This window comes from Clostridium sp. (assembly GCF_018372875.1).
Classification (GTDB): domain Bacteria; phylum Bacillota; class Clostridia; order Clostridiales; family Clostridiaceae; genus Clostridium.
Window position 1 is genome coordinate 1 of the sequence record NZ_JAHAIF010000023.1, and the last position, 22,892, is coordinate 22,892.

Consider the following 22,892-nt stretch of genomic DNA (forward strand, 5'->3'; position numbering starts at 1 on the left):
GAAATAAATACATATAAAGTTATGAATAAAATTTAAAATTATAAAAATAAGGCTGTATCAGCCTAAGGTAAAAAACCTTAATCTGATACAGCCCCTTTTATTTTATATTCATAAATTCATTACTATGTATTTTTAGGAGCATAATACTTCCTTCGCCGTCAATTATTCCAGCAATATAAGCTTTCTCTGTTTCAGTCATTAAAATAATCCTATAAGCTAGTAGTTAAGTGGATTAGTATAATATTATCTAAATTAGGTTAATGTAATTTTTATAAAAGCTTTATTAGGAGGTAGTAAAAATGTGTACAGCATTAACTTTAAAAACAAAAGATGGATATAGCTTATTTGGACGAAATATGGATTTATCATACTCTTTTAATCAAGCAGTTACATTAGTACCTAGAAATTATGAATATAGAGATAGAGTTACTGGAAATATGAAAAAAACTAAATATGCAATATTAGGTATGGCAAGTGTTATAGGGGATTATCCAGCATTTGCAGATGCATTTAATGAGAAAGGGCTAGGGTGTGCAGGTCTAAATTTTCCTGGGTACTCTTACTTAGAAGATAAGCCAATTTCAGGCAAAAATAATTTAGCTCCATATGATTTGATTATATGGATACTATCAAATTTTGAAACTGTAGATGAGGTTTTAAAAGAATTTGCAAATGTAGAATTAGTTGCAGTTCCAATTGATGAAAAAACACCACTTCCAACTCTTCATTGGATTGTTGCAGATAAAAATGGAAAATCTATAGTTATAGAAAAAACAAAAGAAGGTTTAAAATTTTATGAAAATCCAATTGGAGTTATGACTAATTCCCCAACATTTGATTGGCATTTAACTAATTTGAATGAGTATATGAAAACTACTCCAATTCAACCAGAACCTATAAAATGGGGGGATAAAGAATTAAAACCATTAGGAGTAGGTCTTGGAACCAATGGATTACCAGGAGGCTTTTCAGGAGTAGATAGATTTGTAAGAATAGCATATTTAAAATCAACTTTTTCAGAAGCAGAAAATTTAATGGCTGGGATAAGTCAATTTTTTCATATGCTAAATAATGTAGCAATGCCAAAAGGGGCTGTTATAAGTGATAATTTAGATGATATAACCTTATATACTTCATGTATGTGTCAACAAAAAGGAATCTATTATTATACAACGTATAATAATAATGGAATAAGTGCTGTAGACATGAATAAAGAAGATTTAGATTCTAAGGCAATTAAAAGATTTGAGTATTTAGATAAATTACATATTACATATCAAAATTAAAGTTTATTATTAGATTTTTGTTAATCTATTCTATATAATCATATTAGAGTTATTTATAAATATAAATTTAGTGGAGGAAAATATGTATTTAGTATCTTTATATTTTGATGATAAAGCAGCAATAAGAATACAAAGCTTTATAAATAAAGTATCAGAGAAAAGTGGTAATACTTTTATGACTGATAATAATGTTCCGCCACATATAACTATTGCATCATTCCAAACTAATGATGAAGATAAAGTTATAGAAATATTAGATGAAAGAATTAGAGAGATTAACAGAGGTATAATAACTTGGGCATCAATAGGAATATTTAAATCATCTGTTATATTTTTGGCACCAATTTTAAATAAATATTTGCATAATCTATCAGTTAATATATATGAAGGCATATCTCTTATAGAAAATATATCTATTAGTAAATATTATTTGCCATTTCAGTGGATGCCACATACAACTATTGCAAAAAAGTTAACTAAGGAAGAATTGATGTTAGCATTTGAGGAGTTAGAAAAGAATTTTAATATTTTTAGTGGAGAAATAACTAAAATTGCCTTATCTAAGACAAATCCTTATGAAGACATTATTATATGGAATTTAGATAATAATTAATACGTATAAAAAACTGTACTTGTTGTAGTACAGTTTTTCTTATGAAAAAGCAAATAGCCTAAGCTTCTTTTCGTTTATAACTTCTACTCTTTTATATCCAAGAGATACTAGTCCTTCTTCTTGAAATGTATTTAAAAACTTAGTTACAGTTACTCTACAGCTACCAATAAGTTGAGCAATTTCCTCGTGGGAATAATCAATAACATATGTAGAGTCATTCTGATTTTTCTTAAAGTATACCCCAAGGCGTAATAGTAGTTGAGCAAGCTTCTTATCAGAACTTAAAAAGGCCATACTATTAACTTGAATAGATAAATTTTGTATGGATAAGGACATAAGATGAAACATTTGAATCATTAATTCGGGATATTTAGTAAGATAGGGATACAGTTCATTTAAATTTACTGAAATTAATTCAACATTTGTAGCAGCACTAACAGAGGTTAACCTAGAGCCATAACAAAAATATGAAGACTCACCTAACAGCTTTCCTTGTCTTAATATTTCAATTGTAAGTTCAGTTCCTTGATCTGATATTAAAAAGATTCTAACACGACCAGATTTTATCAAGTAAAAATTATCAGCTCTATCATCTTGAAAATATATAATCTCATCTTTTTTGTATCTTTGTATTGTACCGGCGCTTTCAAAGACTTCATAAAATTCAGGTGTAATATCTATTGAAGAGCCAGGAAGAAATTTATAATTAGTACCCATTACTATCACCATCAATATAAAAAATTTATTTATTAAATTGTAGTATAGACTACAATCTATTTTCAAGTATGTTATTAAAATAAATAATGTTAAAAATAAAGAATGGAGATATAGTGGTGGAAATGAAGGAAAGACTATGGACAAGAAATTTTATTTTAGCTTTAGTTATTACAATAGGGGTGAATCTTGCATGTAACTTGTTATTGTCTACAATCTCAATTTATGCAAAGCAAATTACTAGCACTGATACATATGCAGGGGTTATGACTGGGGCATTTACTTTAGCGGCATTATTTATAAGAATATTAGCAGGAAAAATGTTAGATAAGATTGGTAGAAGAAAAGTATTGATGTTTGGAGTTGGAATTACAGTCTTATCAACTGTTGCATATTTACTTACAAATAATATTTATACAATTATTTTTTTAAGAGTAATGCAAGGAGTTGGTTTTGGAATATCGTCAACAGCAATTGCTACAATTGTAACAGATGTTACTCCAGAGTCTAGAATGCTTGAAGGTATTGGTTACTCAGGGGTAGGAATAACTATTACAACAGCAATTGGACCATCTATTGCCTTAGCTTTAGTTGGAGAGAATTATGATAAATTTAATGTATTATTTATAGCAACAGCAGCTGTAGCTTTATTTACTATTTTACTTTCGTTTAAATTATCTTATAAAGAAGTTGTTTCTAAGAAAGAAGAAGGAACTTGTGATGGTGAAGGAATCTCTATTAGTAAAATAATTATTCCATCAATAGTACTATTTATAGCAGCAGTTGCAGAAAGTACAATTTTAGCCTTTGCAGCACTATATGGAATTGAGCTTGGCTTTAGCAATATTGGATTATTTTTCACTATTAATGCTATGGGTATACTTGCATCAAGATTATTTATAAATCAAATAGTTAATAAGTTAGGAACTAATGTTGTAGTATCTAGTGGGGTACTTATATTTGCTGCTTCTATATTTGGAATGGCTGTATCTAAAACGTATATAATGTTAATAATCATGGGATTTTTATGTGGAGTTATGGTGGGTTCTCTGTTACCTATAGTTAACCTTTTAATTTTAGATTCTGTAAGTAAGAGTAATAGAGGTATGGCAAATGCTATATATTATGCATTAATAGATGGGGGATATGGTATAGGTTCTATAATGTGGGGAAAAATTGTTGTAGCTTGTGGATATAGATGGATTTATGCATATTCATCAATTGCTCTAGTTGTAGCATTTTTAATATTTGTAACAAGTATAGTTAAGGGTAAAAGAAAAAGTAGGGAAGCTTTAGGGTGTTGATAAAATATTAATATTAAAGGAAATTTATTATGAGTAAAATAGCAATACGAGGATATGTACCTACAGATGAGAAAGAATTTAAAAATCAAAGCTTAAGTAAATTATATAAAGCATCAGAGGATCTATTTTATTTATTAAATAGAGGATACAAGATCAAGGGAACTTCAACTTTCATAGGCAATCATTATCTTTTATCTGAAAGGCAAAGGCTTGCCTTGGTAAGAGGAGTATCTAAATACGATGATGTTATAAAAAGAAAGTCAAAGGAAATTGCTTTATAGATAAAACTGAGGTTGCAATTAAGTTAATAGATGAATTTTTATTAGAGCATAAAATTAAAAAAGCTATATTTTATTTAGATAGGCCAGTTTCCAATTCTGGTAGATTAAAAATGAAGATTCTAGAGATGTTTGAAGGTTCAGAACTTCAAATAGAAGTAGAGAATATTGATAATGTAGATAGTATTTTGCAATCAAAAGAAAATGTAGTATCTAGTGATGCAATAATTCTTGATAATTGCATTAGTTGGATTAATTTAAATAGAAATATTATAGAAGAAAAGATATCAAATGAGAATTATATAGACTTTGGTAAAAAATAGTAGCCATCATATACTAGGTGAGGCTACTATTTTTTAAGGGTTTAAGAAATTGATTAGTTTTACCCATATTGTAAGCTAATTTTATCATGCTTATTTCTTCACTAGTTAGTTTCCTATTATACATTTTTTCAATTTGAAGGATTAAACCATCATAATCAATTATTTTTTTAGGCTCCGATTTTATTCTAATGGTATTATGAGAATAAACTTTTGCTTCTATTGAATCATTATATAAATTTTTAAATACCTCAGTTGTATAATAAGCATCATTAAAAGCATTATGAAGTTCCTCGCTTATAGAGATGTTTAAAAAATCTATAGCATTTTTCAGTCCAATCCTTTTGCCACCTGGAACTCTAAAGTGTTTACTAGCATAATCTTGAATATCTATATAAAGTTTAGGAAGATTTTTAGTTGGAAGCTCAAAGTAAAGAATATTCTTATACAATTCTTTTAGGTCTACAATTCCCCAAATAATAAACGTAATATCTTCTTTTCCTATAAAATTCATAAAGTCATAATAAACATCTATAAAGTTGTGAGCATTAGAAACCATTTCATCAGTAATCTTTGTTAATTCTTGAATGTAAGGAAGAACATTTTTATAAACAGTAGGTTTAACTAGTTTATTAAAGGTTGAAATAGTTTGAAAGTTTTCATCAAGTTTTAAAGCTCCAATTTGTATTATTTCAAAGGGTAATTGAATAACTTTATCTTCTTTATTACAACTTTGATTAAACTCTAAATCAAATATAATATATTTCATATCCACCACCTCTTTTAAGAATAGTATACACAAATTTAAAGAGTATAAGTAATTTTTAAGTATTTTATAAGGGGATAGGTATTATAATTATAGGTAGGTATGTGCATTAAGTAAAGGAGTAGTGTCATTATGAAAAGTAAATATAATAATAAGGAAGAAAGAAAACGAGAACTTCAAAAACTAAATGAACCACCAATTTTGACTGTTCTAGAGGAAGTAGGAAACGCTATAACCCATGGTGTTGGAGCAGTATTAGCATTAGCTGGGTTTGTATTACTTTTACTAAAATCAGATACTGGGATGAAGGTAATGGCATCCTGTTTTTATGGAATTAGTTTATTTATTTTAATGTTGATGAGTTGTTTATATCATTCATTTAAAAGTGGATCTAAGGTAAAGCGAATATGGAGAAGGTTTGATTATGCATCTATTTATCTTCTTATTGGTGGTACTTTTGCTCCACTATACCTAGTTTATTGGGGGAATACCTTAGGAATTATACTTTTCTGTATTCAATGGTCATTAATTGTTTTTGGAATTATAATGCTTGCTATCTTTGGACCAGGAAAGTGGAAGTGGATACATTTTACTTTATACTTCACTATAGGGTGGAGTGGTCTTATAATGTTACCTGACTTCTTCCGTAATAATATACCATTATTATTTATGATTTTAATTGGTGGAGTTGTTTATACAGTTGGAATGGTTCCATTTGCAAGAGATAAAAAGTATGATCATTTTATTTGGCACTTTTTTGTATTAATAGCTGCACTATTGCATTGGGTTGGAATTTATTTATTTGTATATTAGATTGATAAATATATAGATGAAAAGCTATTCTTGAATGTAGTTACAAAATGTATTAAAAAACACATTGACAAAATTATCAATGTGTTTTATTAGTTTACTTTTATTTTTATATTCAGTGATAATAGCAAGATTATAAAACTTTTTATGTTTTTTATATAAAGTCTAAAAGGTACTATTAATGTTTATTAAAATTACTATAAATTCTATGTAAATATGAATACAAATACATTTAAGTCTCCTTTTTCTCATTAACACATACATAATCATTTATGGAAATAACATAAGAAATACGATCACAACGTACTATGGAAGAAGAATAATGTATGGGGATTCCAGATGCTTGATAGCTAACTTTTTCAACTTGAAATAAAGGATCGCCAATTGCGCATTGTAAGAGTTCAGAGTTTTCTATAGTAGCAACTATACCGTTTATTTCTAAAATAGAATTTTGGATATTTATATTATATTCTTCTTTTAGTGTTTGATATAATGACCTATCTAATGAAAGCTTTGTAATAATATCAGGATATAAGTGCTCTGATACATAAAGCTTATCAATTCCTACTGGTGCTAGATCTTCCCAAATTAAACGTTCAATATAGATTATAGGACTATTTAATGATATTTGAAGTTTTTCAGATAATAAACTATCAGCTTTTATATATTTTGCACTCAAAATTTTATATTTTGTTGAATGACCTTTTGAGACAAAAGAATCATTAAAACCGGAATTTTCTCCTAAATGAATTTTTTCTTTTTTTTGAGAAACAAAAGTACCTTTCCCTCTTATACGCTCGACAAGGAAATCTTTAGTCAAATTCTCCATAGCTTTACGAACTGTGATTTTGCTTACTCCATATATTTTACCTAGTTCTACTTCTGTAGGAAGTTTTTCTCCGGGCTTATATTTTTTACTGTAAATATCATGTTTAATAGAAGCTTCAAGTTGTAAATAAAGTGGTTTATTGCTTTCTAATCTCATTACTAATCTCCTTATATTAGACACTTAATGACTACTATTCATTATAAAATATAACTTTATAAATATTATATCACATAATAAATATGTAAATATATTACAAATAAAAGTTATACTTATTATTTAATATTTATAGTTAATTATTTATATTAAAAAATTTCAAATGGTTAAAAATATAATTAAACTCTAAAAGTAAAAAAAAGCTTGAAATTCCAAAAAAATACAGTATAATTAGTTATATAAAGTAATATTACTTTATATAACTAATTGCGGAGGGTGATTTAAAATGAGAAAAGAGCATCAAGAACAAATTATGAGAGTAGTAAAAGCTTTAGAGGAAAGAGTAAATGTGAAAAATTTCTATTTTGTAGCTTGCGGTGGATCTCAGGCAGTATTAATGGCAGGTCAATATATGTTTGATAAAGAAACAATAGTTCCTGCGCATGTTTATACAGCTAATGAATTCGTTTACAATACCCCAAAAGCTTTATCTAAGGATTCTGTAGTTATAAGTTGTTCGCATTCTGGTAATACGCCTGAAACTGTACAAGCAACTAAATTGGCTAGAGAAAATGGAGCAATGACAATTGCATTATCAAATTTAGAAGGGTCTCCTTTGTGGGAAGCAGCAGAATATCCAGTACATTATGATTGGGGAAAAGAAGTAGATGCAAGCGATTTAAACAAAGGGATATTATATGCATTACTTTTCAGCATTTTAAATGTAGTTGAGCCAAATAAGAAATGGGAAGATGGATTAGAAGATTTAACTAAACTTCAAAAGTTAACAGTAAAAGTAAAGGAACAATATAGTGAATTTGCTAAAGAGTGGGGGAAGAAGTCTAAGCGAGAAAAAATTATATACACTATAGGTAGTGGCATAAATTATGGTGAAATGTATTCAACAGCTCTATGTTGGTTTATGGAAATGCAATGGATTCATTCAGGAGTAATTCATTCAGGTGAGTATTTCCACGGACCTTTTGAGATAACAGATTATGATATACCATTTTTATTAGTAAAAAGTATAGGCAAGACAAGATATTTAGATCAAAGAGTTGAAGATTTTAGTACTAAATTTTCAGATGAAGTATCAATAATTGATCAAAAAGATTTTGATTTGTCAGAAGTATCACTACCTATGAGGGAGTATATTGCGGCAATTCTATCAGGAGTTGTTATACGTCAATTAGTTGAATCAATTGCATTCGAAAGAGGACATTCTTTAGATGTACGTAGATATATGTGGCAAATGGAATATTAAAAATTAGGAGTTATATTATGGAGTAATGATAGGTAAGATGAAATATGATAAATTCGGGTTAATATTAGTAACTCATAGTTCATTAAGTAAAAGTTATTTAGAGGCATTAGAATTAATATTAGATATTAATAAATCAGAAATTGATGCAGTTTCTTTTGAAGCAGGTGAAGAAATAGATAAATTTGAAGGAAAGTTAGTTGAATTAATAAACAATAAATATAAATCTAAGAATTTAATTATGTTACTAGATATTTTAGGTGGAACTCCAGCTAATATTGCAGCAAAATTTTTAAGTCCATCAGTAAAACTTATTACAGGGATTAATTTACCTTTAGTGTTAGAAATCGCAATAATGCGAGAGAACAATATTCAGTTGAATGATATAAATATAGATGAAATAATTAAAAATTCCCAAAAAGGTTTAATATGTATTAATGATTTGTTACCTAATTAGGAGGATTTATAATGATTAAATTAGTAAGAGTAGATCATCGTTTGTTACATGGACAAGTTATTTTTTCGTGGACAAAGCAGCTTGCAATAAATTATATAATTATAGCAGATGATAAAGTACCGAATGATCCATTAAGTATTATGGCATTAAGTATTGCGAAACCTGTAGACTGTGAATTAAGTATTGTACAATTTGATAAAGTAAAAGAGATAGTAAATAGAAAAAGTGATAAAAATATAATGATTTTAGTAAAAGGTCCTGGTGAGGCAGTCAAATTGATAGAAAATTTACCTGAAATTAAAGAGATTAATTATGGTGGAATAGCTAAGAAAAGTGATTCTAAAGTTTATGGGAAAGCAGTTTTTCTAAATGATTTAGAATTAAAGGATACACGTACTCTTTTAGAGAATAATATTAAAATTTTTGTACAACAAGTTCCAACATCTAATGTGGAAAATGTTGATTTCATGAAATAGGAGGTTCAATATGTTATTAAAGGCAATTCTTTTAGGGCTTGTAGGTGTTGTAGCAGTTATAGATTCGCGTTTAATAGGTAGGCAAAACATTGGACGCCCTTTAATATTAAGTACATTAGCCGGATTAGTACTTGGAGATGTAAAAATGGGGGTTATGCTTGGTGCGTCACTTGAATTAATTTCTATGGGATTTGTTTCAATTGGAGCCGCTGGACCTCCTAACATGCAATTAGGTAGCATAATAGCTACTGCATTTGCAATAATCTCTGGAGCAAGTACTGAAACTGCACTAACAATAGCTATACCTGTTGCTATTGTAGGTGAGTTTATGAGTATTATTATGCGAATGATTATAGCTCAATTCTCTCATATAGCTGACAAGGCAATTGAACATGAAAATTACAGAAGAGCAAAGAATATTCACATTTATTGGTCATTCATATTTAATGCATTTGTATATTTTGTGCCTATATTTCTTACTGTTTATTTCGGTACTGATTTAGTTAAAGATATGGTGAACATGATACCAGAAGTTATTACTAATGGTTTAACAGTTGCAGGGAATCTTTTATCTGCACTTGGATTTGCTATGCTATTGAGCACAATGTTAAGTAAAAAGATGTTTCCGTACTTTTTATTTGGTTTTTTAGTTGTAGCATATTCTGGCCTTGATTTAATAGGATTAACGTTATTTGCAGTTATTCTAGCTTATATTATGGATAAAGTAAGCTTTAGTAAAAAGGAGGCGACAAGTTAATGGAAACTATGGATAAGGAAATTAAAGATAAGCAACTTGTTGAATCAGATGAAGTTTTAATTACTAAAAAGGATTTAAGGAAAGTTTTTTTAAACTCAATGACTATTATGTGTTCATGGAATTATGAGCGTCAAATGCATATGGGATTCATGTTTGGAATGGCTCCTATAATAGATAAATTATATAAAAATAATGAAAAGGAAAAAAGAGCAGCTTATAAGCGTCATATGGAATTTTTCAATTGTACTCCTCAGATGACATCTTTTATTATGGGATTATCCGCATCAATGGAAGAGCAAAATGCAAAGAGTAATGGTGAGTTTAATGCTGAATCAATATCAATGATTAAAACTAGTTTGATGGGACCTTTTGCAGGTATAGGAGATTCTTTCTTCCAAGGGACTTTGAGAATTATTACATTTGGAATTGGATTATCATTTGCAAAGCAAGGTAGTATTCTTGGACCAATACTAGCAGTTGGGTTATTTGCTATTCCTTCGTTATTGACTGCTTATTATGGTACTTTTTTAGGATATAAATCTGGAAATAGTTATCTAGCAAAGATTTATCAAGAAGGGCTTATGGACCGTATAATGCAATTTGCATCAATTATTGGACTAGCAGTTGTAGGGGGGATGGTTGCAAGTATGGTTCCAATATCTACACCTATTGAATTTACAACTGGAGGAACGCAGTTAGTTTTACAAGATATGATTGACTCAATATTACCTAAACTTTTACCGTTAGTATCTACAATGGGAATTTATTGGTTGATAAAGAAAAAGGTCAATACTAATATATTATTATTTGGAATTATTATTTTTGGTATGGTATTAAGTTTATTAGGTATTTTGTAATGAAATATGTGAAAGGTGTAACTAGATATTAAGTAGCATTTGTTTTATAAGTTAGTAATAGCAGACCTCCTATTAGTTAAGACAAAGCTATAGGAGGTTCTCTTTGGGGTATATGACCATTTTATATTTTTAACAATCTTTAGAAGGTCTTCAAGCTTTTCTGAGGATATAATTCTTTTATTATACTTTTTGATATCTAAAGATTATATGAAAGTCAATTGATTTATATGTACCATAAGCTTTTATATATAGGTGAAAAAAGTTACTTTATTAGCTATATCAATATGATTACAAAGATACATCTATTAGATGTTTTTATTTCTGAATTTATAATTCTACAAGACATTACTATAAGTTTATTACACATATCATAAGCAACAAATAACTTATTTATTGAATTATCTATCCAGACTAGATATACATTTTTTGAATATTGAGATTATTTGGATGATAATTTTAATTTCTTTTTAAATAATCTACTATTTTTTACATTTGTAAGTTTTGACATTCCATATAAGTAGTCAATTAGCTTATCTAAATACTTATCAAATTTTTATAATATTCTTTAGTTAATTCATTAATTGTAGCAACATCTATATACTCTTGTATAATCTTAATAATTTCATCTGGTAACAAAGCATGTGATTTTGCATATTTCATTTCTTTACTCCTTAATATTTAATGAAGTATTAAGACAAAGAATACAAAAAAGCTATGTGCTACAGAGCCTAGAAAATATTACAGCTAATAAAACAGTTTAGGCTTGCCAAAAAGCATGAATGACTTTGTGTAGTCTTTGCAAAGAACAAAATGATTTAAAAGTGAATGTATTATTAAATTTTATGAAAGCATCGCATCCAGTAAGTTACAATAATATTTATTATAGCTTTTTATTCAAATAATATAGTATGCTTTTTTTTAATATATTTTGATGATATAATATTATGCGCTAATAGTTAGATTATAGGAGGTGAATATATGGAAGAATTACTAAAAAAACAAAAAGAAATAATAAAAGATATAGAATCTAGATATGCAGAAGAAAATTATACAGAATCTAATCCACTTATAGTATTGAATCCATTTGACACTTGTCCATTATCAGCTTTAATGAAATTTCAAACTGAAGAGGAATGCTCAGTAACAATATTTATTGAAGAAGATATTGAGAAGGAGTTTAAAGAATTAAAAAAGGAACATGAAATACCAATATTGGGTTTAATTGAGGATAAGAATAATTGTATAAGGGTTGTATGTAATTATAAGGATAATAAGAAAAAAGAGTATATTCATTACATAAGAACTTCAAAGTTAACTGAAGGATATCCTAATGTAGAGCTAATTACATTGGATGAGAATAATATGTATGATGGTATGATAGCCATGTCTCTGGGAAGAGCAGAAGGTGTAAGAACTGTAGAGCATCTATATTCTATCATAGATAATAAAGCACAAGTGAGATGGCTTTATACTGGAGTATCTTGCCACGTGTTTATGAAACTGAAGAATGGAAATTTAATAGTAGATGCGCCAATATCAAGTGGTATTTGTGGAGCCTATACTGCAGCTGGTTTTATTGAGATTGATATGCTTGGGAGAATTATAAATTTCTTTCCTATAAAGTATGGTTTGCATCATGATGTAATTGAATTACCAAATGGAAACTTCTTAGCTATTACTCAAAGAGAAAATACTAAACAAGATTTATTGGTAGAGATAGATAGAAATACTAAAGAAGTAATAAATGAATGGGATTTTAGAAAGATATTAGATTTTAATAGAGAAACTGTTATTGATAAAATATCTGTAAATCACCCATTAGATTGGTTACATCTAAATTCATTAGTATATGATGAAGAAAGTAATTCTATAATTGCATCATCAAGAAATCAAAGTACTGTAGTTAAATTTAATAAAGATACATCTGAAATAAAGTGGATATTAGCTCCCCATTATGGATGGAATGATGAACTTAAAAAATATTTACTTAAACCAGTGTGTAATGATTTTGAGTGGAGCTATGCTCAACATACACCTTCATTAACTAAAGATGGGAATCTTGTTATATTTGATAACGGGAATTTTAGGAGTTATGAATTAGAAAAGGCAGTTTTAGCACATAATAACTATAGTCGTGCAGTTGAATATGAAATTGATGAAGAGAATATGACGGTTAAGCAAGTGTGGCAATATGGTAAGGAAAGAGGAAATGAGCTATATTGTGCATATTTAGGAGCTGTAAGAATTCTTGAAAATAATAATAGATTAATATGCTTTGGGGGAATAACTAAAGATATATTTGGTAACCCAATAGATGATATGAAAAGTAATAGAATGAAAAATCAAATTACTATAGTAGAAATATCAAAGGATAAAGTGGTTTTTGAAGTTAAATTAAGAGATAGCGATATAACTAAGCCAATAGGTTATAAATGTTATAGAGCAGAAAAAATAAATTTATATTAAAGGAGAAACATTATGAAGAAGATTAGAAAAAGCTTATTATTAGTAGCAATGTCATTAGTTATGATTGTTTCGTTAATAGGATGTACTTCTAATAAAGGAACACAAGATGAAAACACTACAATTAGGTTAGGAGTAATGTCTGCAGCTGATTCAGCACCAATTTTATTAGCACAGGAAAAAGGATACTTTAAAGAAGAAGGGGTAAATCTAGAACTAGAAATCTTCACAAATGGAGCTACAAAGCAAAGTTCAATTCAAGCTGGTGAGCTTGATGCTGCAATGCTTAGTATGATTCAATTCTTAAATAATGTTAAAGGTGGTTTACAAGCTAAGATAACTACAACTACTGATGGAATGTTCCCAATTGTATTAGCAAAGAACTTCCAAGAAAAGAAGGATGTTAAAGTTGGATTAATGGAAGTTAGCGTAATAAACTTCCTAGCTGATCAATATTTAACTGATTATAATGTAGAAAAAGTATTCATTAATGAAATGCCGTTAAGAATGCAAGCTTTAATGGAAAATAAGATAGATATGGCAGTTTTACCTGAACCACTAGCTTCAAATGCTCAACTTAAAGGATTAGAGAAGAGAGTATATGGTAAACCTGATGATTATACTCCAAATGGAATAATCTTCACAGATGAGTTTATAAAGAATAATCCTAACACTGTTAATGGATTCCATAAAGCTTATAACAGAGCTGTTGAGGATATAATAAACAATCCAGAAGAAGCTAAGGATATATTAATTTCAAAGTTAGAGTTAGATCCAAAGGTAAAAGATTTAATGGTACTACCAACATATCACAAAACAAGAGTTCCTGATGAAAGCTACTTAAAGGAAATCGAAGATTGGACTGAAAAACTACAAGGAAATGAATTGAACTTAGAATATAAAGATGTAGTAACGAAGGATTTTGTATCTAAATAATGTTAGAAGTAAAAAATCTATATGTTAGTTATGGGGAAAAAGAGATATTAAAAAACATCTCTTTTTCCTTATATAAAGGGGAAACACTTTCAATAATAGGTCCATCAGGATGTGGGAAAAGTACCTTGTTATTATCCATTGCAAATCAAAAGGAAATAAAATCAGGAAATATTTTAAATGAATTTAAGGATACTAATCTCATATTACAAAGCAATGGTCTTTTTCCTTGGAAGACTGTAAAAGAGAACATAAAGCTAGGTCTTATAGTAAAGGGGTCATCAAAAGAAGAGATGGAAAAATCTATAGATAAAATAGCTTTAGATTTAAATATAAAACATGTTTTAGATAAATATCCCACTGAAATAAGTGGGGGAGAAAAGCAGAGAACAGCTTTGGCTAGAGCTTTAGTTTTAAATTCAGATTTATTATTAATGGATGAGCCTTCATCGGCTTTAGATTCAATAAACAAAGAAAATTTTCAAAATATACTATGTAAAATACAAGAACAATATAATATGTCATACATCATAGTTACTCATAATATAGAAGAGGCTGTGGTATTAGGTAAAAAGATAGCTGTTGTCATAGATGGTGAGATAAAGAAGGTTATAGATAATGAATTTTATGGACAAGGGAATATAAGAAAAAGTTATAAGTTTTTTGATAAGTGTAATGAAATAAGAGATGTTTTAGAGGGATTTAATAATGAAAAAGTTTAATTATATATATAAATATATTTATGCAATAACAGTAGTATTTATATTTTGGTACTTACTTCACATTATATTAAATTCTTTTGTAATTCCTAATCCAATAGACGTTATATCAAGACTTTTTAAAGCAGGATATAGCATTATTTCAACTCACCTTATAGCAAGTCTTTTAAGATTGATTACGGCACTATCAATAACTACTATAATAGGATATTCTATAGGAATATTAATTGGAGTTAATGATAAACTGGATAATTTAATAAGTCCTATAGTGTATTTATTTTTTCCAGTGCCAAGAATAGCATTTTTACCAGTATTTATGATCTTATTTGGTCTTGGAAATACGTCTAAAATAGTATTAATTGTAGCAATAGCAATATTTCAAATAATAATATCAGTTAGAGATGGAGCAAAGGAAATATCCAATGAATTAATATTATCTGCTAAGTCTTTGAAGCTTTCAAAGTCTCAAATGATGAGGCACATTTATATTCCAGCAACCTTACCAAGATTATTTACAGCTATGAGAATAGCTTTAGGTTCAAGTATGGCAGCTTTATTTTTTGCAGAAAATTATGCCACAAAGTATGGAATTGGATATTATATTATGAATTCTTGGATTAAGGTTGATTATGAAGGGATGTATTGTGGAATAATTATAATAAGCCTTTTAGGTATAGTTATGTTTAAGATAATAGATATTTTACAAAGTAGAATTTGTAAGTGGCAAATTAAATAGTTATAAATAGCACAACTATTTTTATGAAAGTAGTTGTGCTTTAATATTTGTTATATAATATTTATATAATTTTATAAGGGATAGTGGAAGTTATGAAGATAGATAGATTAATTTCTATAATAATGATTTTGAATAATAAGGAACGAGTTACAGCTAAGGAGTTAAGTGAGAGATTTGAGGTTTCTATAAAAACAATTCAAAGGGATATTGAAACTATAGAGATGGCAGGTATACCAATAGTTTCTTATAAAGGTCATGAAGGTGGCTATGAAATAATAGAAGGTTATAGGGTAAACAAAGCCTCTATGACAAAAAATGAAGTGGCTTTATTAAAGAATTTACTAGATGGAATAAATGAAACTTATAGAAATAAAGATGTTTTATCATTGATTAATAAGCTTGAAATTATAGATAGTAATTCAACTGAAAGTAATAGATTTATTATAGATTTTTCTAGGTGGGGAAATAGTAGTGAATTAACAGATAAAATAAATATTATAGATAATGCCATAAGTCAAGATAGGTGCATTGAATTTGAATATAACAATAGTAATGGTGAAAGTAGCAATAGAAAAATAGAGCCATACAAAATAATTTTTAAGGCTCTTAATTGGTATGTTTATGGGTATTGTACATTAAAGAATGATATGAGAGTATTTAAATTGACAAGAGTTAAGAATTTGGAAATATTAGAAGAGAAATTTGATTTTAAAGATATAGATATAGGTAATTTATTTAAAGAGCCAGAGTTAGAAACAATAGATGTTATTTTAAGAGCTGCTAAAGAAATAAGAATAATATTAGAAGATAGCTTACCAACTTATGAAACAATTGAGGAAGGAAATAGATTTGTTATTATAAAAACAAGTTTACCATATAACAATTGGGTTGATAGCATGATTTTAGGATTTGGGGATAAGATAGAGGTTTTAGAGCCAAAGTTTCTAAGGGAAAAGCTTATAGGAAAAATAAAAGGTATGAATGAAATGTATAGGTAATAAGACACAGAGATGTCTTATTACTTTTTCTATACTGAAGATGAAATGAAAATTATAAGGAGTGAATTAATTATGGCTACAAAAGTGGATTTAAAAAAGGTTAAAAAAGAGTTATTTAATGTGAAAGTGGGACAATTTAAGAAGGTGTATTGTGATAAATCATATTATATTGCATTAGATGGAGAAGGAGACCCAAATAATAATGAAGACTATAGTAATAAAGTAGGGGCTTTATATAAGGTAGCTTATGGAGTTAAGATGTCTTATAAAAAACAAGAAAAAGATTTTGTTGTTATGCCTTTAAATGGTTTATGGTGGTCTGATAACTATTATGATTTTATAGATAATAATAAAGAAGGTTGGAAATGGACTATGATGATTGAGCTTCCAGACTTTGTGAGGCAAGAGGATATAGAAAAGAAAAAGGAAGATTTATTAAAAGATGAGTTGGGAAAATATATAAAAGAAATAAGGTATATTGAGTATACTGAAGGAGATGCCTATGAGACATTATATGTTGGCCCATATAGTGAAGAGGGAGAGACAGTAAAAATGCTTCATAATACTATAAAGGAGAATGGATACAAGTTATCAGGAAAGCACAATGAAATATATTTAAGTGATCCAAGAAAAACGGAACCTTCAAAATTGAAAACTATAATAAGACAACCTATTTCTAGGTAAATTTACAACTAAATGAATAATCTAACTTAAATAAAGGAAGATATAAATTAATCGTGCAGAAAGTTTCTGTACGATTTTTATTTTCTAATATATAAAATAGCAGTATAATATCTAAAAAGTATTTGTAAGAAAATATATTGGGGGAAAAATAATGTATAGGAATTATGAGGAGTTTTGGGATAGGATTTCCACAGTTGAAGAAGATGATTATGATGACGAGAAGGTAAATACCACTTGCAAAAATGGGATATGAAGTAACACATTTTGATTTGTCACAAGATATGATAAATAAAGCCATACTTAAATCAAAAGGTATGGATAATATTAAATTTATTAAAGGAAATGCAGTGGATCTTAGTGTTTTCAAAGAAGATGAGTTTGATTTAGTTTTATGTTTTGATGGGGCAATATCTTTTTCAGGTAAGAATTCTAATAAGGTTATTGAAGAGAGTTGTAGGGTTGGAAAGAAATTAATGTTAACTGTATCAAATAAAAGCTGTATGGTAGCAACTTGGTTAAATTATAGTCTAAGTAAGTTTGGAAGAATTCACCCTTCAGTAAAAGATATGATGGTAACAGGGTATTTCAATAAAGCTAACTATGATGCTAGTGAGTTTATAGAACTATGTGATTATTATGATAAAGAAGTAATGAACTCTGGAATGGGAAGCTTTAGAAGGGCAGGAATAATTGCAATTGCAGAAAAAATAAATGATAATAGTATAGAAAAAAGCAAGTAAGGAGCAATGTTATGGCAAAGGTTATTGTTGTTGGAGGAGGTCCAGCAGGTATTATGGCTGCACTGACATCATCAAAAACAAATGAAGTAATATTAGTAGAAAGAAATAATGAAATTGGTAAGAAGTTAAGACTTACAGGTGGTGGTAGATGTAATATCACTAACAATAGAAGTATAGATGAATTTTTTGATAAGGTAGTAACAAATAAAAAGTTTTTATATAGTGCTTTTTATACTTTTAGTAATGATTCCTTACTAGAGTACCTTAAAGAAAATAACTTCGAATATAAAATAGAATATGATAATGATAATAAGGTTTATACGAAGAGTGATAAAGCCGATGATATTATTAGATTATTTATAGATAATTTAGAAAAAAGTAACGTAAAGGTTATGTATAATACTAAAGTTGAAGATTTTATTGTTGAAGATAATGAAATAAGAGGTATAGTTACAGCTAATGGAAATAAGATTTATGGTGATAAAGTAATTATATCAACAGGTGGGAAGAGTGTACCTGCAACAGGATCTGATGGAAGTATGTATGATATTTTAAGCAAATATGGACATAAAATAGATCCACTTTATCCAGCGTTAGTGCCTTTAGTAATAAAAGAAGGCTTTGTAAAAAATCTTCAAGGTGTATCAATGAAAAATGTTGTATTAGGTGCAAAGGTTAAAAAGAAAAAGTATGAGATTATAGGAGACATGATATTTACTCACTTTGGAATATCAGGTCCTGGAGTTTTAAAGTTATCTTCATATATAAATAGAGCATTAGAAAATGAAGAAGTGGAAGTTACTTTAGATTTCCTGCAAGATAAAAGTAGAGATGAAATTTCAAAACTAATAAAGGAAAATACAAATAAAACAGTTTTAAATAATTTAAAGGGGTTATTACCAGTTAACTTCTTAAAGGAAATAGTTGGATTACTTAATCTAACAGAAACTAAGGCAAGTGAACTTAAAAAAGAAGATGAAATAAAACTAGTAAATTACATAAAAGAAATGAAACTAACAGCAATAGAAACATTAAGCATTAAGGCAGCTATGGTTACTAGCGGTGGAGTAGCAGTAAAAGAAATAAATGCCTCAACAATGGAATCTAAACTCATAAAAAATCTTTATTTTGCTGGAGAAGTAATTAATGTTGATGCTGAGACTGGTGGGTATAATCTTCAAATAGCATTTTCAACTGGATATTTAGCAGGTAGTGATTTTTAAAGTGTATGGGTACAATTGACTTGATTTCCTTAAATTTATAAAATGAATTATAAGTTTTATAATTTAAAGGGGGCAATTATTTTGAAAAATGAAATCAGATTTAAAAAGCTAATACAAACAGCATTACTAGCAGCACTATGTTTTGTATCATTTACTTATCTACAAATTAAGATTCCAATGCCAGGTGGAGATGCTACTTCCCTTCATATTGGAAATGCATTTTGCGTTTTAGCAGCATTATTACTTGGGGGATGGTATGGAGGTCTTGCAGGTGCAATAGGATTGACAATTGCAGATTTACTAGATCCTGTATATATATTAGTAGCGCCTAAAACATTTATTCTAAAATTATGTATTGGACTAATTACAGGATTAATAGCACATAGAATTGCAAAAATTGGGGATAGCAATGATAAAAAATATATTTTAAAATGGAGTCTTATTGCATCAATTGTAGGGTTAGCTTTTAATGTAATTGCAGATCCTGTTGTAGGATTCTTTTATAAGCAGTATATATTAGGACAGCCTCAAGATGCAGCTATAATTTTAGCTAAATTAAGTGCTGCAACTACATTTATTAATGCAGTTGTATCTGTAATATTAGTAGCTATAATTTATAATTCAATACGACCAATATTAAAAAGAGCAGGTTTATTATTACCTGTAGAATAATGTGTTTACAGTGGGTATATCAAAGTACAAAGTATTTTGGTATATCCATTTTTTATTTTAAAAATAAATATAAAATAGTATTTGAATAAAATGGATTGTTTAGAAAAAATAGTAATGATAAAATTTATATATGGGTAAAGGAGGGAGAAAATGAGTGAGTTACTTAACAATGCTTTAACAGGGGTAAATATTATACCTACTATACTACTTGGGTTTGTACTATTTTACTGGTTAACTGTAATAATAGGTGTAATAGATTTGGACTTATTTGATATTGATATTGATGGAGATTTCGATGTAGATACTGGAGGCGATATAGGACCATTTCATGCATTTTTAGCTTTTCTAAATCTTGCAGATTTACCTTTCATGTTAGTTTTCAGTGTAATAATTTTAGTATTCTGGATTATAGCAATGTTTATGTTTTTGTTGCCAATAACACCAGGAGGATTAACAAATGGATTATTACTAATTCCTGCATTTATATTTAGTATATTAATTGCAAAAATAATAACAAATCCTCTTAAGAAAGTATTTAAAAAGGTTTATGAAGAAGAGGAATATCAAGGAGAGCCTATTGTTGGACAAATTGTTATATTAACCTGTGAACTTAAGGAAGGTAGATTGGGGCAAGGAGAGATAAAAAGAGAAGGCGCTTCAATATTAATAAATGTTAGGCAATATGATAATGAAGAAACTTTCGAAAAAGGCGAAGAAGCATATGTAATTAAAAAAGATGATGAAAAAAATATTTATTATATTATAAAAATTAAGGAGTGAAAAACATGGGGTATTCAACACAAGTTTTATTAATTAGTGTAGGGGCAGTTTTTATAATACTTATAGGGCTGCTTGCGTTATTTTCAAGATTCTATCATAAGGTAGATCAAGGTAAGGTTATAGTTAGAAATGGTGTAGGTGGACCAGTTGTATGTTTTGGCGGTATTTTTGTAGTTCCAATTGTTCATAAGCATGAAGTAATGGACATTTCAGTAAAGAGAGTTGAAATAGCTAGAGAGGGAAAAGACGGATTAATATGTAAAGATAACTTAAGAGCTGATATAAGAGTAGCATTCTTTGTTAGAGTAAATCAGACAAAGGAAGATGTACTTAAGGTTGCACAATTATTAGGATGTCAAAAGGCATCTGATCCAACAACATTAATGGAATTTTTTGATGCAAAATTCTCCGAAGCTTTAAAAACAGTTGGTAAAAAGTTTGATTTTGTACAGCTTTATACCGAAAGAGAGACTTTTAAAGATGAAATTCTTCAAATAATAGGAACAGACTTAAATGGTTATGTTCTTGATGATGCAGCTATTGATTACCTTGAACAAACCGATATTAATCAATTAAATAGCAAAAATATTTTGGATGCTGAGGGTATCAAGAAAATTACTGAGCTTACATCTCAACAACTTATCCTAGCAAACCAAATTGAACAAGATAAAGAAAAGACAATAAAGAAGCAAAATGTATCTGCTAGAGAAGCTATATTAGAGCTTGAAAAGCAAAATGCAGAAGCAGAAGCAAAGCAAAAAAGAGAGATTGCAATTATTAATGCTAGAGAAGAAGCAGAAGCGGAAAAAGTTAGACAAGAAGAAAGATATAAGGCTGAAATGGCAAGGGTAAAGGCTGATGAAGAAATTGAAGTTGCTGAGCAAAATAAGCAAAGACAAGTTATTATTGCATTGAAGTCTAAGGAAAGTACAGAGGCAATTGAGTCAGAAAGAGTAGATAAGAAGAGATTGCTTGAAAAAACAGATAAGGAAAAACTTGTAGAGCTTGCTACTATTGCAAAGGAAAAAGAAGTTGAAGTAGAAAAGAAAAATATTCAATTAATTATTAGAGAAAGAGTAGCTGTAGAGAAAGATACAGTTATTGAAGAAGAAAAGATTAAGGATACCAGAGCTCTTGCAGAAGCAGAAAGATTGAAATCTGTAACTATTAAGAAAGCAGAAGAAGAGTCTGAAAAGAATCTTATTATTGAAGTTAAAACAGCAGAAGCATCTAAACAAGCAGCAGAAAAAATTGCAGAGAAAACTATTATTGATGCAGATGCTAAATATAAAGCTTCACAAAAGGAAGCAGAAGCAATTAAGATTCTTGTTGACGCAAATGTTTTAGAGGAATCAACTTCTGGTATTGCAGAAGCTAAGGTTATTGAAGCTAAGGCAAATGCAGAGGCTAAAGCAATTGAAGCTAAGGCTTTAGCTCAAGCAAAGGGCGATACAGTTATGGTAGATGTTAAGGAAAAAGAAGGTACAGTTGAAGCTGATATCTTAAGAAAGAAATATATAGCAGAAGCTGAGGGAATTAAGGAAAAAGCTAATAGTATGAAAGCTCTTGATGAAGTGGGCAGAGGACATGAAGAATTTAAACTTAAGCTTGAAAAGGACAAGGAAATTCAACTTGCTAGCATCAATATTCAAAAGGAAGTTGCAGAATCCCAAGCTTCAGTTATTAGAGAAGCTCTTAAAGCAGCTAAAATTGATATTGTTGGTGGAGAAACTATGTTCTTCGACCAAATCATTGGTTCTATTGCAAAGGGTAAATCTTATGATAGGTTAGTTGAAAATAGTGATGTTCTTACAGATATTAAAGAAACATTTATAACAGGTGATCCTGAATACTTTAAGAAACAATTACAAGATTTTGTTGATAAATTTAACCTAACTTCTGAAGATGTTAAGAACCTTTCAATAGCAGGGGCTATTAATAAAATGATGGGAAATGCTAAGGGTGAGGATAAGGTAGCACTAAGTAAGCTCTTAGATACAGTAAATAAGGCGGGGGTAGCTAAGTTACCAGCCAAGACTATAGAAATTATAAACGAATAAGGA

Annotated in this window: 26 protein-coding genes; 22 read left to right on the forward strand and 4 right to left on the reverse strand. The window is 28.6% G+C overall.

Annotation, left to right across the window (positions count from 1 at the left end):
- The first annotated feature begins 299 nt into the window (after positions 1-299).
- Positions 300-1,286, forward strand: a complete 987-nt coding sequence (gene bsh, locus KIB46_RS09045) for a choloylglycine hydrolase (protein WP_291671485.1) — start codon at positions 300-302, stop codon at positions 1,284-1,286.
- 82 nt (positions 1,287-1,368) lie between these two features.
- The gene (locus tag KIB46_RS09050; RefSeq protein WP_291671486.1) at positions 1,369-1,899 is read left to right on the forward strand and encodes a 2'-5' RNA ligase family protein; all 531 of its coding nucleotides are present in this window, start codon (positions 1,369-1,371) and stop codon (positions 1,897-1,899) included.
- Between the two features lie 39 nt (positions 1,900-1,938).
- Here the strand turns inward: KIB46_RS09050 and KIB46_RS09055 are convergent, their stop codons facing one another.
- Complete coding sequence (locus KIB46_RS09055; protein WP_291671487.1) at positions 1,939-2,616, reverse strand: Crp/Fnr family transcriptional regulator; 678 nt, start codon at positions 2,614-2,616, stop codon at positions 1,939-1,941.
- Positions 2,617-2,732: 116 nt separating this feature from the next.
- Here KIB46_RS09055 and KIB46_RS09060 point away from each other — a divergent pair, with 116 nt between their 5' ends.
- Genes KIB46_RS09060 through KIB46_RS16395 form a run of 3 tightly spaced genes read left to right on the forward strand, consistent with a single transcriptional unit; the run spans position 2,733 to position 4,518 of the window.
- Positions 2,733-3,917: an MFS transporter gene (locus KIB46_RS09060; RefSeq protein WP_363290409.1), complete on the forward strand. Its 1,185-nt coding sequence runs from the start codon at positions 2,733-2,735 to the stop codon at positions 3,915-3,917.
- A gap of 29 nt (positions 3,918-3,946) precedes the next feature.
- Positions 3,947-4,198, forward strand: coding sequence for a DUF434 domain-containing protein (locus tag KIB46_RS16390; protein WP_363290410.1), 252 nt, complete (start codon positions 3,947-3,949; stop codon positions 4,196-4,198).
- 53 nt (positions 4,199-4,251) lie between these two features.
- A complete protein-coding gene (locus KIB46_RS16395; RefSeq protein ID WP_363290411.1) occupies positions 4,252-4,518 on the forward strand; it encodes a DUF5616 domain-containing protein in 267 nt (88 codons plus the stop codon).
- Between the two features lie 13 nt (positions 4,519-4,531).
- Here KIB46_RS16395 and KIB46_RS09070 read toward each other — a convergent pair whose 3' ends face one another.
- A complete protein-coding gene (locus KIB46_RS09070; protein ID WP_291671489.1) occupies positions 4,532-5,284 on the reverse strand; it encodes a 3'-5' exonuclease in 753 nt (250 codons plus the stop codon).
- A gap of 129 nt (positions 5,285-5,413) precedes the next feature.
- Between KIB46_RS09070 and KIB46_RS09075 the strand changes: the two genes are divergently transcribed.
- Entirely contained in the window at positions 5,414-6,094 is a 681-nt protein-coding gene (locus KIB46_RS09075) for a hemolysin III family protein (RefSeq protein WP_291671490.1), read from the forward strand.
- 229 nt (positions 6,095-6,323) lie between these two features.
- Here KIB46_RS09075 and KIB46_RS09080 read toward each other — a convergent pair whose 3' ends face one another.
- Positions 6,324-7,076 (reverse strand): GntR family transcriptional regulator, encoded by a 753-nt coding sequence (locus tag KIB46_RS09080; protein ID WP_156561571.1) that lies wholly within the window; start codon positions 7,074-7,076, stop codon positions 6,324-6,326.
- A gap of 283 nt (positions 7,077-7,359) precedes the next feature.
- Here KIB46_RS09080 and KIB46_RS09085 point away from each other — a divergent pair, with 283 nt between their 5' ends.
- Genes KIB46_RS09085 through KIB46_RS09105 form a run of 5 tightly spaced genes read left to right on the forward strand, consistent with a single transcriptional unit; the run spans position 7,360 to position 10,881 of the window.
- Positions 7,360-8,337 (forward strand): SIS domain-containing protein, encoded by a 978-nt coding sequence (locus KIB46_RS09085; RefSeq protein ID WP_156561572.1) that lies wholly within the window; start codon positions 7,360-7,362, stop codon positions 8,335-8,337.
- Positions 8,338-8,362: 25 nt separating this feature from the next.
- Entirely contained in the window at positions 8,363-8,791 is a 429-nt protein-coding gene (locus KIB46_RS09090) for a hypothetical protein (RefSeq protein WP_291671491.1), read from the forward strand.
- Between the two features lie 11 nt (positions 8,792-8,802).
- Positions 8,803-9,267, forward strand: a complete 465-nt coding sequence (locus KIB46_RS09095) for a PTS sugar transporter subunit IIB (RefSeq protein ID WP_156561574.1) — start codon at positions 8,803-8,805, stop codon at positions 9,265-9,267.
- A 10-nt stretch (positions 9,268-9,277) separates the two neighbouring features.
- Complete coding sequence (locus tag KIB46_RS09100) at positions 9,278-10,024, forward strand: PTS sugar transporter subunit IIC (protein WP_156561575.1); 747 nt, start codon at positions 9,278-9,280, stop codon at positions 10,022-10,024.
- Complete coding sequence (locus KIB46_RS09105) at positions 10,024-10,881, forward strand: PTS system mannose/fructose/sorbose family transporter subunit IID (RefSeq protein ID WP_291671492.1); 858 nt, start codon at positions 10,024-10,026, stop codon at positions 10,879-10,881. The genes KIB46_RS09100 and KIB46_RS09105 overlap by 1 nt, the downstream gene beginning before the upstream one ends.
- Before the next feature lie 534 nt (positions 10,882-11,415).
- On the opposite strand, the gene KIB46_RS09110 is transcribed toward KIB46_RS09105, so the two are convergent.
- Complete coding sequence (locus KIB46_RS09110; RefSeq protein ID WP_291671493.1) at positions 11,416-11,541, reverse strand: hypothetical protein; 126 nt, start codon at positions 11,539-11,541, stop codon at positions 11,416-11,418.
- A gap of 318 nt (positions 11,542-11,859) precedes the next feature.
- Here KIB46_RS09110 and KIB46_RS09115 point away from each other — a divergent pair, with 318 nt between their 5' ends.
- The 11 genes from KIB46_RS09115 to KIB46_RS09165 all read left to right on the forward strand — a co-directional run bounded on the left by KIB46_RS09115 (position 11,860) and on the right by KIB46_RS09165 (position 22,889).
- Positions 11,860-13,347 carry an aryl-sulfate sulfotransferase gene (locus KIB46_RS09115; RefSeq protein ID WP_291671494.1) on the forward strand — a complete coding sequence of 496 codons (1,488 nt, stop codon included), beginning with the start codon at positions 11,860-11,862 and terminating at the stop codon, positions 13,345-13,347.
- A 12-nt stretch (positions 13,348-13,359) separates the two neighbouring features.
- On the forward strand, positions 13,360-14,280 hold the full coding sequence (locus tag KIB46_RS09120) for an ABC transporter substrate-binding protein (protein WP_291671495.1): 921 nt from the start codon (positions 13,360-13,362) through the stop codon (positions 14,278-14,280).
- The gene (locus tag KIB46_RS09125) at positions 14,280-14,999 is read left to right on the forward strand and encodes an ABC transporter ATP-binding protein (RefSeq protein ID WP_291671496.1); all 720 of its coding nucleotides are present in this window, start codon (positions 14,280-14,282) and stop codon (positions 14,997-14,999) included. The genes KIB46_RS09120 and KIB46_RS09125 overlap by 1 nt, the downstream gene beginning before the upstream one ends.
- Complete coding sequence (locus KIB46_RS09130; RefSeq protein WP_291671497.1) at positions 14,986-15,732, forward strand: ABC transporter permease; 747 nt, start codon at positions 14,986-14,988, stop codon at positions 15,730-15,732. Before KIB46_RS09125 ends, KIB46_RS09130 begins: the two co-directional genes overlap by 14 nt.
- 92 nt (positions 15,733-15,824) lie before the next feature.
- Positions 15,825-16,730, forward strand: a complete 906-nt coding sequence (locus tag KIB46_RS09135; protein ID WP_291671498.1) for a YafY family protein — start codon at positions 15,825-15,827, stop codon at positions 16,728-16,730.
- Positions 16,731-16,802: 72 nt separating this feature from the next.
- Positions 16,803-17,414 carry a GyrI-like domain-containing protein gene (locus KIB46_RS09140; protein ID WP_291671499.1) on the forward strand — a complete coding sequence of 204 codons (612 nt, stop codon included), beginning with the start codon at positions 16,803-16,805 and terminating at the stop codon, positions 17,412-17,414.
- Between the two features lie 242 nt (positions 17,415-17,656).
- Positions 17,657-18,154, forward strand: a complete 498-nt coding sequence (locus KIB46_RS09145; protein WP_291671500.1) for a class I SAM-dependent methyltransferase — start codon at positions 17,657-17,659, stop codon at positions 18,152-18,154.
- An 11-nt stretch (positions 18,155-18,165) separates the two neighbouring features.
- Positions 18,166-19,377 carry an NAD(P)/FAD-dependent oxidoreductase gene (locus tag KIB46_RS09150; protein WP_156561583.1) on the forward strand — a complete coding sequence of 404 codons (1,212 nt, stop codon included), beginning with the start codon at positions 18,166-18,168 and terminating at the stop codon, positions 19,375-19,377.
- Positions 19,378-19,458: 81 nt separating this feature from the next.
- The gene (locus tag KIB46_RS09155) at positions 19,459-20,049 is read left to right on the forward strand and encodes an ECF transporter S component (protein WP_291671501.1); all 591 of its coding nucleotides are present in this window, start codon (positions 19,459-19,461) and stop codon (positions 20,047-20,049) included.
- Positions 20,050-20,199: 150 nt separating this feature from the next.
- On the forward strand, positions 20,200-20,829 hold the full coding sequence (locus KIB46_RS09160) for an OB-fold-containig protein (RefSeq protein ID WP_291671502.1): 630 nt from the start codon (positions 20,200-20,202) through the stop codon (positions 20,827-20,829).
- Between the two features lie 5 nt (positions 20,830-20,834).
- A complete protein-coding gene (locus KIB46_RS09165; RefSeq protein ID WP_156561586.1) occupies positions 20,835-22,889 on the forward strand; it encodes a flotillin family protein in 2,055 nt (684 codons plus the stop codon).
- Positions 22,890-22,892: the final 3 nt, after the last annotated feature.

Excerpts from the sequence above, each read along its gene's own strand:
- KIB46_RS09110 (WP_291671493.1), bottom strand. The coding sequence starts at position 11,541 with ATGAAATATGCAAAATCACATGCTTTGTTACCAGATGAAATTATTAAG.
- KIB46_RS09080 (WP_156561571.1), bottom strand. The coding sequence starts at position 7,076 with ATGAGATTAGAAAGCAATAAACCACTTTATTTACAACTTGAAGCTTCT.
- KIB46_RS09050 (WP_291671486.1), top strand. The coding sequence starts at position 1,369 with ATGTATTTAGTATCTTTATATTTTGATGATAAAGCAGCAATAAGAATA.
- KIB46_RS09105 (WP_291671492.1), top strand. The coding sequence starts at position 10,024 with ATGGAAACTATGGATAAGGAAATTAAAGATAAGCAACTTGTTGAATCA.
- KIB46_RS09095 (WP_156561574.1), top strand. The coding sequence starts at position 8,803 with ATGATTAAATTAGTAAGAGTAGATCATCGTTTGTTACATGGACAAGTT.
- KIB46_RS09125 (WP_291671496.1), top strand. The coding sequence starts at position 14,280 with ATGTTAGAAGTAAAAAATCTATATGTTAGTTATGGGGAAAAAGAGATA.
- KIB46_RS09145 (WP_291671500.1), top strand. The coding sequence starts at position 17,657 with ATGGGATATGAAGTAACACATTTTGATTTGTCACAAGATATGATAAAT.
- KIB46_RS09070 (WP_291671489.1), bottom strand. The coding sequence starts at position 5,284 with ATGAAATATATTATATTTGATTTAGAGTTTAATCAAAGTTGTAATAAA.
- KIB46_RS16390 (WP_363290410.1), top strand. The coding sequence starts at position 3,947 with ATGAGTAAAATAGCAATACGAGGATATGTACCTACAGATGAGAAAGAA.
- KIB46_RS09135 (WP_291671498.1), top strand. The coding sequence starts at position 15,825 with ATGAAGATAGATAGATTAATTTCTATAATAATGATTTTGAATAATAAG.
- KIB46_RS09085 (WP_156561572.1), top strand. The coding sequence starts at position 7,360 with ATGAGAAAAGAGCATCAAGAACAAATTATGAGAGTAGTAAAAGCTTTA.
- KIB46_RS09160 (WP_291671502.1), top strand. The coding sequence starts at position 20,200 with ATGAGTGAGTTACTTAACAATGCTTTAACAGGGGTAAATATTATACCT.
- KIB46_RS09130 (WP_291671497.1), top strand. The coding sequence starts at position 14,986 with ATGAAAAAGTTTAATTATATATATAAATATATTTATGCAATAACAGTA.
- KIB46_RS09120 (WP_291671495.1), top strand. The coding sequence starts at position 13,360 with ATGAAGAAGATTAGAAAAAGCTTATTATTAGTAGCAATGTCATTAGTT.
- KIB46_RS09150 (WP_156561583.1), top strand. The coding sequence starts at position 18,166 with ATGGCAAAGGTTATTGTTGTTGGAGGAGGTCCAGCAGGTATTATGGCT.
- KIB46_RS09055 (WP_291671487.1), bottom strand. The coding sequence starts at position 2,616 with ATGGGTACTAATTATAAATTTCTTCCTGGCTCTTCAATAGATATTACA.
- bsh (WP_291671485.1), top strand. The coding sequence starts at position 300 with ATGTGTACAGCATTAACTTTAAAAACAAAAGATGGATATAGCTTATTT.
- KIB46_RS09165 (WP_156561586.1), top strand. The coding sequence starts at position 20,835 with ATGGGGTATTCAACACAAGTTTTATTAATTAGTGTAGGGGCAGTTTTT.
- KIB46_RS09100 (WP_156561575.1), top strand. The coding sequence starts at position 9,278 with ATGTTATTAAAGGCAATTCTTTTAGGGCTTGTAGGTGTTGTAGCAGTT.
- KIB46_RS09075 (WP_291671490.1), top strand. The coding sequence starts at position 5,414 with ATGAAAAGTAAATATAATAATAAGGAAGAAAGAAAACGAGAACTTCAA.
- KIB46_RS09140 (WP_291671499.1), top strand. The coding sequence starts at position 16,803 with ATGGCTACAAAAGTGGATTTAAAAAAGGTTAAAAAAGAGTTATTTAAT.
- KIB46_RS09115 (WP_291671494.1), top strand. The coding sequence starts at position 11,860 with ATGGAAGAATTACTAAAAAAACAAAAAGAAATAATAAAAGATATAGAA.
- KIB46_RS09090 (WP_291671491.1), top strand. The coding sequence starts at position 8,363 with ATGATAGGTAAGATGAAATATGATAAATTCGGGTTAATATTAGTAACT.